6 protein-coding genes are annotated in these 13,177 nt (G+C 37.4%); 4 read left to right on the forward strand and 2 right to left on the reverse strand.

Translation table 11 applies throughout. The features are described 5' to 3' along the window. Nucleotides 1–31: 31 nt before the first annotated feature. Nucleotides 32–6,406 (forward strand): LA_1737 family protein, encoded by a 6,375-nt coding sequence (locus tag EHQ52_RS14205; RefSeq protein ID WP_135615859.1) that lies wholly within the window; start codon nucleotides 32–34, stop codon nucleotides 6,404–6,406. A 65-nt stretch (nucleotides 6,407–6,471) separates the two neighbouring features. Here EHQ52_RS14205 and groL read toward each other — a convergent pair whose 3' ends face one another. After that, the gene (groL, locus tag EHQ52_RS14210) at nucleotides 6,472–8,112 is read right to left on the reverse strand and encodes a chaperonin GroEL (protein ID WP_135615860.1); all 1,641 of its coding nucleotides are present in this window, start codon (nucleotides 8,110–8,112) and stop codon (nucleotides 6,472–6,474) included. A gap of 18 nt (nucleotides 8,113–8,130) precedes the next feature. Beyond that, entirely contained in the window at nucleotides 8,131–8,418 is a 288-nt protein-coding gene (gene groES, locus EHQ52_RS14215) for a co-chaperone GroES (RefSeq protein ID WP_100707090.1), read from the reverse strand. Nucleotides 8,419–8,758: 340 nt separating this feature from the next. On the opposite strand from groES, the gene EHQ52_RS14220 reads away from it, so the two are divergent. The 3 genes from EHQ52_RS14220 to amt all read left to right on the forward strand — a co-directional run bounded on the left by EHQ52_RS14220 (nucleotide 8,759) and on the right by amt (nucleotide 13,177). Next, nucleotides 8,759–10,270 (forward strand): cryptochrome/DNA photolyase family protein, encoded by a 1,512-nt coding sequence (locus EHQ52_RS14220; RefSeq protein WP_135615861.1) that lies wholly within the window; start codon nucleotides 8,759–8,761, stop codon nucleotides 10,268–10,270. Nucleotides 10,271–10,349: 79 nt separating this feature from the next. Next, nucleotides 10,350–10,685 (forward strand): Mpo1-like protein, encoded by a 336-nt coding sequence (locus tag EHQ52_RS14225; RefSeq protein WP_135615862.1) that lies wholly within the window; start codon nucleotides 10,350–10,352, stop codon nucleotides 10,683–10,685. A 218-nt stretch (nucleotides 10,686–10,903) separates the two neighbouring features. Beyond that, the gene (gene amt, locus EHQ52_RS14230; RefSeq protein ID WP_135615863.1) at nucleotides 10,904–13,177 is read left to right on the forward strand and encodes an ammonium transporter; all 2,274 of its coding nucleotides are present in this window, start codon (nucleotides 10,904–10,906) and stop codon (nucleotides 13,175–13,177) included.

The following is a 13,177-nucleotide window of genomic DNA, read 5'->3' on the forward strand; positions in this document are numbered from 1 at the left end:
GGAAGAAAAAGTAAGTTAAAACTTTTAGAAAATGATGAGGAATATTACGTTTATCATTACTAGAGCGCTTTCAATTTCATTTCATCTTTTGAAGAGCGGATTTATCTTCGCAGTAATATTTCACTTTTTTTATGCAACTGAGATCGCCGCCGACTGTGGTGGGGACGCTTTCGATGATTTAACAGAGGAACGTAAGCCTATAATCGGAAGAGAGAAGGAGGAAAAATATAAGTTCAGACTACCTCCTCTAGCAAGAGTTGAATCTTGGGGTAATGGAAAGTATTTCGCAGTAGAGTCCTTGGGGATCTCGGACTATCATTTAGTACGATATGTAAACTATCCTAAGTTCAAGCAGCTTTCAATTTTGAATCCGATTTCGGATATGATTTGGTCCAAGCAGGACAATACGTATTGTGCTTATGTGTTCCCTTTTTTTTACGGGAAGAGTAAGCTTAAAAATGGGACCTTAACTGAGACAAATCTATCTATATTGCATTATTATTCCTCCGATACTTTAGCTAATGGAAGTATAGATAGAACTCTTAGGTTTCCTTCTTTTTTTCCGTTGGCTGGATCTAATTATACTAAAGATTCACAAGGTAAAGAGGAAACTTTCAGATACGCGCTTCCTCTGTTATTTTTTCAAAACAAAACTTCTGAATCTAATTGGACCCAGTTTCTTATATTTCATTGGGGAAGAGAAAAGGAATCCTCTTATGGGGCCGCACTTCCTTTACTTTACTGGGGAAGTGGAGAAAAAAATAGCCATTTTACTTTAGCTCCATTAGTATATTATAATTCTGAAAAGGATGGGTCCGAAGGATCACTGCTCACCCCTTTATTCGGAAAATCTTGGAAAAATTCGCTAACGGAAGGGACAGGGGAGAAATTCTCGTATTTACTTCCTTTCTTTTATTCGAGTAGGACAAATAACTCTGAAACTTTGGAATATAGGTTATTCGCTCCCATTTTAGTTCATCGTAGATATGAAAAATCTGTAGGGTGGAATACTAATCTTTTATTCTTAAGCGGTTGGATAAGTGATAAGAATGGAGATTATAAGAGTTCTTACCTTTTTCCTCTGTTCTTTCATACTAAGAACGAATCTTTAGCGATCGTTCCGTTCTATTTCGAGTCGCAAGATACAAAATTCGGATTTTTACCGATCCCTTTTTTTTATTCGAAAACGGAAAAGTCTAAAAGTTTCTATGTACTAAATTCATATTACCAATCGGAAGGAAGTAATGATTCGTCGTTCTTATTCTTCCCGTTATTCTATAGATCAGTCAAATCGGACGGCAATCTTACCTTAATGCCTTTATACGCTAGGGGTTCTTTTGGCCAAAGTTCTTGGAATTATTTTCTGAATACGTACTTTTCCTGGGATAAGGAAGGGGAACTGAACAAGAGTATCGTTTTTCCGGTATTCTATCATTCATCAGATCGAGTAAGTGCTGTTACTTGGGGCCCTTTGTTTTATCGTAATAAAAGTAAAAGTACGGAAGAGTCTAAGAATTATTTCTTGAATACTTATTATTCAAGAAATCCCAAAGGGGAATTGGATCGCTTTGTTTTCTTTCCACTTTATTATTATTCTTCTGATCTAAAGGAAGATACGACGTTAGCTCCACTTTATTATAGGTCGAAAAGCAAAGAAACAAATGCTTCGCAAACATATTTTTTAAATACTTATATTTCTAAAAATCAGGAAGGCAGTCTTTCTAAACTTGTTGTTTTCCCTTTTATATTCTTTAGTCCGAAAGATTATTTATATATTCTGCCTGTATACTTCAACTATACGGATCATCATGTGGGACTTGTTCCTATCCCTTTCTATTATTATGATAATTCAGGATCAAAAACTTTTTATATCCTAAACTCCTTATATCGTAGTGATTCCAAGTATGATTGGAGTTATTTATTTTTTCCTTTGTATTACCATGCTGAGTCGAATAACAGAAATACTACTGTCGCCCCTCTATATTATAGGTATTCTTTTGAGAAAAGTTCTAAGAACTATTTCTTAAATACTTACTTCTCTTGGAATGAAAAAGGAGAATTAGATAGGTCTATATTTTTTCCTTTTTTATTCTATAAGTCCCAGGAATATTTCAGTTTTATACCTTTTCTGGTAAAGGGGAATCAAGTAGGAAACGAATATACGTATCTACCTGCTTTTTTTACTTATTGGGATAAGGAGCAGACTTGGATCTTAAATACTTATTCGGATAAGGACTCCGTTTCTGGATTGTATCGAAAGTTTTATGTAGCTCCATTTTGGTGGTACAACAAAAGTAAAGATACTGTTAGTTATTTATTATTTCCGTTCTTTTATAAAAAAGTATCTCCTGATCTTAAATTCACTCTTTCTCCTTTACATTACGAATCAACGAGTTCCGAAGAGGATTATTCTCTCTACCTCTTATATGAAAAGAAGGTGACTGAAAAATACAGCACTCGTCGAGTATATCCTATATTTTATTCCGGAAAAGACTCCGAGAGTTCATATTGGAACATTTTGGGATTTGCAGGAAGAGGATTCGATAAAGAAGGCGAGGCGAAATACAGTTATCTTTTTCCTTTTTATTTTTATAAAAAAGATAGTTATAGGGTGGCGATACCGTTTTTCTTCCGATTAGGGTACGACGAAGATCATTATAAACATTTTGGAATTTTTCATTATTGGAATCGTTCTCCTGATAAGGACAATACTTGGATATGGCCTTTATTATGGTTTTCAAATATTGATCGTAAGAATAAAGAAAGTTTTACCACCTGGTTTCCTCTATTTTGGGATTGGGATAATCCTAAAAGTAAGGGAAAAATTGCAGTTCCTTTTTATCTCAAATATGAAGAAGCTGATAAGACTCTAGAGTTGGTCTTAGCTTATTCTTCTTCCCAAAATTTAGGTAGTTTTTCTGGAGAGATTGGATCTAAAGAAAAAGAATATTATCTAGATACGGATATTTCTCTTTTTTATAATCTTTTTAGCATTTCCTCAAGGACTTCTATTTCCAAAGAAAAAATGGTATTTTGGAAATCCACACGTCCCCCGGAAGAAAAATCTACTGTGGAGGAACTAAAAACCGAAACGGTCACTCAGGAAGAAAAAGAAGGATTAAATAAATATAAAACGTTAAACCGAGAGGGCGTAAGGTCTTTCTGGGGCGTAAGCGCACTTTTTGGGATTTTTAGTTATGAACAAGGAGATGATCGTAGGCATTTAAGGTTACTTCCATTGAGCTGGTTCTCTTGGTCTAAAAAAACGGAGGAAAAAATATATGCAGCCCCGTTCTTTTTCTCTAGCCAGATCAAAGACGAATCTTATTTCGTAATATTTCCATTTTACGGTCGTCAAAGTAAAGGTCCCGATTTTTTAGAATCATACCTATTATTCGGATTCTTAAGGGGAAAACAGGGAGAAGTTCGAGACTATTCTATTCTCTGGCCACTCACTAGATTTTATTATTCAAATAATTCCTGGGGAATGAGATTTTTTCCGCTATTCTCACATGAACAATCATATGAAAAATCCAGGACAATCTCTCCTCTTTATTACAGAAACCGTGTGACGGAAGGAAATTCTGTCACAAACAAATTTCATTCTATCCTGGTTCCATTATATCACTCTTCCAGCATTTCGATTACTTCGCCAGAAGGAGTAGGAGAAAAAGGATATGATACATTTTTACCTGTGTACTTCCGTACAAAGGAAAGATCTACAACGAATAGGGGAGAGAATTTAACAAGTAAAGTCTATACTCTTTTTTCCTTTTATACGCATCGGAGTAGTCCCGAAGGTGAAAAGGCGACTAACTTTTTTTCCCCTCTCTATTTTATGAGTAGGAAGAGTCAAAATTTGGATGGGAAAGAAAATATTTCGAAAATGGACTTTTTGCCGATACCATTATTTTTTTGGAGAAGGGATTTAGTCTCCAGTGATTTTTTCTTACTCGGGTTTTATAGAAGTAAAAATCCTGAATCTTCTCATTTTAATTTCTTAGGCTTACTCGCTTCGACTAAAGAAAATTCAAAGATAAGTGGTATATACGAATCGTTCAGGATCTTACCTTTTCTTTTTACTAGCAAAGCAGCTAGTTTGGATTCCAAATATGAGGAATCTCACCAAATTGTTTTTCCTCTTTATTATACAAGTCAGCATTCGTTTAAGGACGAATCAGGTGAATCCATTCGTAAGGAGATCTATACTCCTTTATTTAAATATCAGAATACTAGGGTAAAGGATGGAGAATATTCGAGTTTTCTATCTTTGTTATATTATTTTGAAAAAACAAAAAAAAGCGAAGATGGGAAAGAAAAGGTTTTCAGAACGGATTTTTTACCGGTTCCAGGATTATATTGGTCGAGAAACGAGACGGATCATAGTTTCTTTTTTCTTGGATTTTATAGCGGAAAAGATGCTAATTCCTCTAAATCGAGCTTTCTCGGCTTGATCCATTCAGGCAAAAGTATTAACGAAGCGGGAGATTCCGATGAATACTTTCGTATTTTCCCTTTTTATTTTTCCGGTACGAAAACCTATCCAAGAAAAGAATCGTTCGGAGCCGAATCTTACCAAGTCTTATTCCCGATTTTTTACGGAACTCATACCAAAGAAAAAAATAAAGAAGTGGAATTTGAAGAAAGGAATATATATTCTCTTTTCTTTAAATATAGAAGTTCGATTGCTAAGGACGAATCTGAATTTTCTAACTTCTTTTCTCTATTGTATTATAAGGAGAGGGTTCGTTTTAAGAATGGCAATTTGGAAAAGACGGATTTTCTTCTGATTCCGGGGTTTTATTGGTATAGAAATCCAGAAGCTCATACTTTCTTTCTTTTCGGTATATACAGCAAAAAAGATGCAGAAGTTTCCAAATTCAGCGTTCTGGGTCTCGTTCAGTCTTCTGAGGAAAAAACCCCTTACGGGAAACTAGAGACTTCCTTTCATATTTTCCCTTTGTATTTTTCCGGAAAAGAGGAGAAAGAAAATGGGCAAATAACGAATAGTTATACGGTTATACCGCTTCTTTATTATGGATTTCAGGATAATAATCAAAAAGGGTGGAACGTCTTAGGAATATTTAATTATTCTAATTCCCCGTTGGAAAATCATGTAGGGATATATCCTTTCTTTTCTAGAAGGGAGTCAGTTATTCCGAATTTTAAAAAAGAAATTACAGTATCTGGAATTCCATATTACTATAATAAAAAGGAATATGCGAATGGAGTTATTGAAAAGACGAATGTTAATCTATTTGGGATTTTTACTAATGATATTAAAAGCGGTTTAGATAGGGAGACTTGGTTTTTATTTTTACCTCTTCCGTTCTTTTATTATGAGAAAAATATTTATAGCAGTGGACTTTCCGATAAAAGTTATACTTTCTTAAAATTGATTAATTATAGTAGCTCTGAAAATCTCAAATCAGGTAAATCAGACGGATTTGAATTTTCATCATTTTTCATATTCTCAGCAAAATCGAGAATATCCAGCAATTCTGAAAATGGGACTATCACTTCGTCTGGCAGTTCTTATTTGTTCCCGATTTACTGGTGGTCTAAGGAATCCGGGCAGAATGTTTCTAATAAACATTTTAATTTCTTAATATTTTTTGATTATGCTAGAGATGATTATCGAAAAGAATCCCGCCTTATCCTCGGGCCGTATTATTATTTTTCCGAAACTAATTCTGAAAAATTTGGACTTTTGCCTTTGGGCTTTTATTCGAAAAATTACGATTCTAAATTTTGGTTTCTTTTGGGCTTTTACGGTTATAAAGATTCAGATTGGAACCGCTGGGGATTTGCGGGGATTTTTGATACCTATAGAGAAGAGAAAAATAAGAGAACTAACTTTAATCTTTTCCTCGGACTAATTCATACCGAATTAGAGGAAGAACGGACCAGAGTCGCGCTTTTGGGTGGAATATTGGGAGGTTATGAGGGACGTCCGAATTATTCCGACTCAAATTTTTTATGGTTGAGATGGAAATCTACTCCTGATGAAACTATTGCGAATGTCCTGCCCGTTTTTTATTATCACCATGATATGGCAGGAACAACAAGTGTCATTCCGCCAGTTCTTGGATATTTCTCTTCCGGAAAAGATGGAAGATTTGATATGTTAGGATTAGGTTTGTTATATTATCGTAATGAAAAGATTTCTAGATCGGAAGATACTCTTTTGGTCGCTGGAGGTCTATTATATTATTATAAACAATCTATTGCTCCTTATAATCCTTTATATACGATTCGATCTATGGGTGTTTTGGCCGGGCTTTTATGGAACTGGGAATATGAGGTACAAGGGCCGTTTAACAAGTATTCTGTATTGTTCGGGGTGTATAGCCGTAGTAAAGATGAGGCGAAGGAAATACATAGAATTTTTGGGATTATGTTATAATATATAAAAAAAGCCGAGGTGAAAAACCTCGGCTTTTAACTTTTCCGAAAGGAAAGAGGGCAAGATTACATCATGCCGCCCATTCCTCCCATACCGCCCATTCCACCCATAGGAGGCATTCCGCCGCCGTCTTTTTCAGGTTTGTCGGTGATTGTAACTTCTGTAGTTAACAACATTGATCCGATAGAAGCAGCGTTTTGGAGTGCAGAACGAACTACTTTCGCAGGGTCAACGACTCCAGCCTGTAGTAGATCTTCCCAAACCATAGTAAGAGCGTTGAAACCTTCGTTTCCTTTCTTACCTTTTGCTTGTTCTACGATTACGGATCCTTCCAGACCAGCGTTAGAAGTGATCATACGGATCGGCTCTTCTAATGCACGGAAGATGATTTTTGCTCCAGTAGCTTCGTCGCCTTCTAATTTAAGAGAGGAAACTGCTTCTTGAGCTTTTAGAAGAGTTAATCCACCACCAGGAACGATTCCTTCTTCTACTGCTGCGCGAGTAGCTGAAAGTGCATCTTCCACACGGTGTTTTTTCTCTTTCATTTCTACTTCAGTAGCTGCACCAACATGGATCACTGCAACACCGCCAGCTAATTTAGCTAAACGCTCTTGTAGTTTTTCACGATCGTACTCAGAAGTAGTATCTTCGATCTGTTTTTTGATCTGACCTACGCGGCCTTGGATATCTTTAGAAGCACCTTGTCCTTCGATGATGGTGGTGTTTTCTTTATCCACGGTTACTTTTTTAGCACGTCCCAGTTGTTGAACTGTTGCGTTTTCCAGCTTCATTCCGAGGTCTTCAGAAATCACTTGTCCACCGGTAAGGATTGCGATATCTTCCAACATCGCTTTACGACGATCTCCGAATCCAGGAGCTTTAACAGCCACACAAGAGATAGTTTTACGAAGAGTGTTTACTACGATAGTAGCTAATGCTTCTCCTTCTACTTCTTCTGCGATGATCACTAAAGGTCTTCCTGCTTGAGCAACTTTTTCCAATACTGGAAGAAGGTCTCTCATAGAAGAGATCTTTTTGTCGTAGATTAGAATATAAGGATCGCTTAAAGTAGCGATCATTGCTTCAGGATCAGTTACCATATAAGGAGAAACGTATCCACGGTCGAATTGCATACCTTCTACCACGTCTAAAGTGGTTTCGATAGATTTTGCTTCTTCAACAGTGATAACTCCGTCTTTTCCAACTTTGTCCATAGCATCTGCGATCAGATTTCCTATATCCTTGTCGTTGTTTGCGGAGATAGTTGCAACGTTAGCGATATCTTTTTTGTTTTCGATCTTAACTGAACGTTTTTTGATACTTTCTACTGCAGCATTAACCGCTTTATCGATACCGTGTTTAAGTGCCATAGGGTTTGCACCAGCGGTAACGTTTTTTAAGCCTTCGTTAACGATAGATTGAGCAAGAATAGTAGCAGTGGTGGTTCCATCTCCAGCAACGTCATTCGTCTTTGTGGAAACTTCTTTTACCATCTGAGCGCCCATGTTCTCGATGGAATCTTCTAACTCGATTTCTTTTGCTACGGTAACTCCGTCCTTAGTGATGGTTGGAGATCCGAATTTTTTGTCGATTACTACGTTTCTTCCCTTAGGACCAAGGGTAACTTTTACAGCGTTTGCAAGTTTGTTAACGCCTTCTAAAAGTTTACGTCTAGCTGTTTCATCATACTCGATAATTTTTGCCATTTTTATTTCCTCGGCCTATTACTTTTTCACGATGGCAAGAATATCGCTTTCGCGGATAATTAAGTATTCTTTACCTTCGGATTTAATTTCAGTTCCGGAATATTTGCCGTATAGAACGACATCACCAGCTTTAACTTCTAGTGGGATAAGCTTTCCGTCTTCATAACGTCCGCTTCCTACTTCTACAACCTTTCCCTCTTGCGGTTTTTCTTTAGCCGTATCAGGAACGAAGATGCTGCCGATTTTTTCTTCAGCGTCTTGTTTAGGCTCGACCAGAACACGGTCACCTAGCGGTTTAATCGCCATGACTTTCTCCTTTTAGCACTTGAAATAAATGAGTGCTTGAATATAAATTCCAGGAAATCCGAAACAGGGGTAGGCGGTCAAGCACTTTGAATCATAGAGTGCTAAAATATCGTTCAAATTCCGCTTAAACCCCCGAATTTTTCATTTCCCGTTTTTTGAAGAACGATGTCTAAGGGGAAACTTAAAGTTCGTAAAGGCTTTCGCACAGAGACCACCGAGTTCACGGAGTATTTTGTATCGATAGATTGTTCCTTGAAGGTTTGGTAATTATTTTATTTATAAATGTAATCTCTCGGTGTTCTCCGCGTCCTCTGTGCGAAATTAAATAAGGATACAATATTTGTTCTCAGAGAAAAATTTAATTCGGGTAAGAGAAGGGAATAAAAAGCCCATCTTAGAAGAAGGAGAATATATTCTCTATTGGCTCCGTGCGAATAGAAGAATGGCCTGGAATCATTCTTTGGATTACTCGATTCATTTGGCGAAGAAGTTCCAGAAACCTTTGGTCATTTTTGAATCTGTCATGATGGATTTTGAATGGAGTTCTCCTAGGCTCCAACAATTTCTTTTAGAAGGAATTTGTGATACTGCCGAAGACGCAGCCCGCGCTGGCTTTACATATTGGTCTTTTGTGGAAACAAAGGAACATTCACTTTCTGAGATTGTTCCAAACATTTTAGAAAAAGCTTCTATAGTGATTACGGATGATTTCCCTTGTTTTTTTCTTCCGGAACATGCGGAGAAGATTTCCGAAATCCTAAATTGTAAACTGCTACTCGTGGATTCCAATTCCATTACTCCACTTGCTTCTTATGAAAAATTTTTCGGATATGCCAGGGTTCTTCGCCCAAAACTTCATGATAAATTTGTGGAATCTTATATTCATAGATCCAATCCAAAGCCGAGTTCTAAAGGAATTCCAAGTTCTGATAAATTAAAAAAACCGAAATTTTTATTTTCTGGGAAGAAGGACGACATCTCTTCTTATCTTAAAAAGATGAATTCTCAATTCTCGAATGTTCTTCCTGTTTCGGGCAAGATTGGAGGAAGAAAAGAAGGTCTCAAACTTCTGAAAAAATTCCTAAAAGAAGGACTTCCATTTTATTCGGAAGAGAGAAGTGAACCAAGACCGCCTGAAAGAACAAAATCTTCCTACTTATCTCCTTATTTACATTTTGGAATGATCTCAGTAGATGAGATCGTTACTACAGTTTTAGGATCTGATCTTAAAATCGATTGGAGTCCTGATATATTAAATCATTCTTATAGAGGAAAGAACGAGGGGTTCTTTCATCCTAATCCAAATATAAATTCTTTTTTAGATGAACTTCTAACCTGGAGAGAGCTCGGTTATCTTTTGTTTTATAAGGAGCCGAGTTTTAGGAAAGATCTCTCCATTCTTCCGAATTGGGCTAAACTTTCTTTAGAGGCTCATAGGGGAGATAAAAGAGAATATACTTATTCTAAAGAACAATTTGAGAATGCGTTAACCCATGATCCTATCTGGAATGCAGCTCAGAAAGAATTAGTTCTGACTGGGACAATCCAAAATTATCTCCGAATGCTTTGGGGTAAAAAAGTAATAGAATGGTCTTCTTCACCGGAAGAAGCATTTCGTATATTAGAAGATTTGAATCACAAATATGCGTATGATGGAAGGGATCCGAATTCTTATACAGGGATTCTTTGGTGTTTCGGAGCGTTCGATCGGCCTTGGTCTCCGGAAAGAGCAGTGCTTGGAAATATCCGTTATATGTCCTCGGACTCTACTTCTAAAAAATTCAAAATAAAACCTTATCTGGAATACATCCAATCTTTGGAAGGATTGTCGGAACTCCGACTTTTTAAATAACGCCCGTTATTATAACTGAGAGAGAAGTTGTTGCGGATTCTTTTTCCCTGCCGTATTATGTAGTTCCGGAGGGACAAAGATGACTGAAAACAAAAAATATGAAACCCTACAGGAATTCTGGCCATTCTACCTAAGAGAACACTCAAACAAGATGAACCGTGTATTTCATTTTATAGGAACTACATGTGCTCTAGTGTTTATCGCTTCTGCAATCTTCTATCTAAATGCTTGGTATTTGCTGGGAGCATTGTTTAGCGGATACTTTTTCGCATGGATCGGGCATTTCTTCTTAGAAAAAAACCGTCCAGCTACATTCATTTATCCGTTCAAATCTTTTGTAAGCGATTGGAGAATGTATTTTTGCACGATCACCGGACAACTCGGTAAGGAATTACAAAAAGCAGGAGTTAAGTAAGTTCTCTAGGTTGCGAATTCGCAGGATTGGAATTTCACGTTACCTGCGATTTCGCGACTATTACCTCATTTGAGGGATACTCATCTGTTACTAAAGCGCCATAAGCGTAGTTCGTTTATTAAGTAACGTTATAAATTATTGTCGGCTTACGTTTTTTTCTTTCTCAATACTGAATCAATCATACACATGCTCATTCTTAGAACGAAAAGAGGTTCTGATTGGATCCCGTTCTTCCCGCCGCCAAAGAATTAGCAAAGAATGTAGACACCCTATGGGTGATTTTTGCCTCAGCACTTGTCTTTTTTATGCAAGCCGGTTTTCTACTTTTAGAATCCGGATTAGTAAGATCAAAAAATTCGATCAATGTAGCGATCAAAAACCTACTCGATTACGTTGTAGGAACAATTTGTTTCTTCTTGCTCGGTTATGGTTTAATGTATGGGACTAGCTTCAATGGTTGGTTCGGTAAGGACATATTTCTTTTAGAGGGCTTAAGCACTGGCAAAGAATTTGCCTTCTTTCTGTTTCAAGTTACCTTTATGGGAACGGCGGCGACTATCGTGTCCGGCGCAGTTGCAGAAAGGATACGATTCCAAGCATATTTGGTCTGTTCCCTTTTTGTTTCTTTATTCATATATCCTGTTTTTGGTCATTGGGCCTGGGGAGGAGGTTGGTTAAGTCAATCCGGCTTTCATGATTTTGCGGGAAGTTCGGTCGTACATTCTGTCGGGGCATGGGTATCTTTGGCTGGAGTGATCGTTCTTGGGCCTAGAAAGGATCGTTTCGATTCGGATGGAAAACCTCGAGAGTTATACGGTCATAATCTTCCTTTTTCCGTTTTAGGAACTTTTATCCTTTGGTTTGGCTGGTTCGGATTTAACGGAGGAAGTACACTTTCTCTTACTGACTCAGTTCCTAAGATCATTGTAAATACTAGTCTTGCTGCTTGTGCAGGATGTAGTGCTGCTATCATATTTGATTATATTACAAAAGGTGTTCCTCATGTAGGAGGTGCAATCAACGGAGTGCTTGCAGGTTTAGTCGCAATCACCGCAGGTTGTGATGTGATGAGCCCTGCTTCTTCTTTGATCATTGGCTTGATCGCAGGTATACTTGCAGAAGTTGCAGTCTGGATCATGGAGAATTTTTTAAAGTTAGACGATGTAGTTAGCGCGTTTCCCGTTCATGGAGTTGGAGGTATTTGGGGAACCTTGGCTGTGAGTTTATTTGCACAAGAAGAGTCGTTGCGCAGTTGGAATCAATGGCAGGCCCAACTTACTGGTGTCGCAGTTTGTGCAATATGGTCTTTCAGTATGGGACTCATTCTATTCTTCCTAATGAAGTTTACTATATCAATTCGTGTGTCTTCGGAAGAAGAAGATAGAGGTCTAAACGAATCTGAACATGGTGCTAAGACAGTTTGGTTGGATTTGATGAACGCGATGAAATACGTGGCCGACTCTAAGGATCTGAGAAAAAGGATAGATGTAGATCCGGGAGTAGAATCTGGAGCAGTTGCAGAATTATTCAATCGTTTACTTTTGAGTTTAACTCAAATTATAGGAGTTGTAAAAGAAAACTCAGATAAGATCGAAAATGAATCCGGCAATTTAGAAAGCTCCACTCTTGCTATTACCAAAGAGATCGAAAACCAAAAAGAAAAAACGACTTTAATAAGGGAAACTTCAGACATATTAGAAACTTCCTTAAAAGCAGTTTTAGATCTGGTAAGAGAAGAAAGAAGAAGATCATCGGAAATGAGAAGAATGTCGGAAGAGATGTCCCAGGGAATGAAGGAACTCCAAACCGATATTTTAACATCAGACCAAATCAGTGATTCTATACAATCCATTGCATTCGCTGGAGAAAAAAAGTTAGAAAAGACTGTCAGAAGTATGCAAGGTTTGAATGGTTCTGCTAAAAAGGTAGAAGAGCTTGTTGGAATTCTCCAAAAGATAGCAGAACAACTCGGAATGTTATCTATCAATGCATCGATTGAGTCCGCAAGAGGAGGAGATAAAGGATTCGCAGTCGTTGCTCACCAAATCTCAGTTCTTTCTGAAAAAACTGCTTCTAATGCTAAACAAGCAAATATGTATTTAAGAGAGATTTGGGAAACTGTAGATGGATCTTTACAATCGTTAGCCGAAACTGTAGAATCATTTAAATCGATCTTAGTCAAAATTCCAGAACTTTCTAAAACCATGAAGGGTGCTTTTGATTCGGTCCGAGATTATTCTTCTAGATCAGATGATTTAGAAACTTCTATCCAAGGTGTAGCTGAAATGAGTGAATCAGTTGCTGCGGATATGGAAAAACGTTATTCCGAATTGAATCGAATGAGAGACTTTTTCTGTGAGATCGAAGACGGCGCAGTTCGGATCGGATCCTTATTAGAAGACTTACAAAAGATGAGCCTTATGCTAAGTGGCCAAACAATCCGAATGCACCGAGTAGTGGATATTTTCAGAATAGAGCCTACGACTGGTTAA

Origin of the sequence: Leptospira koniambonensis (assembly GCF_004769555.1) — a bacterium.
GTDB lineage: Bacteria > Spirochaetota > Leptospiria > Leptospirales > Leptospiraceae > Leptospira_B > Leptospira_B koniambonensis.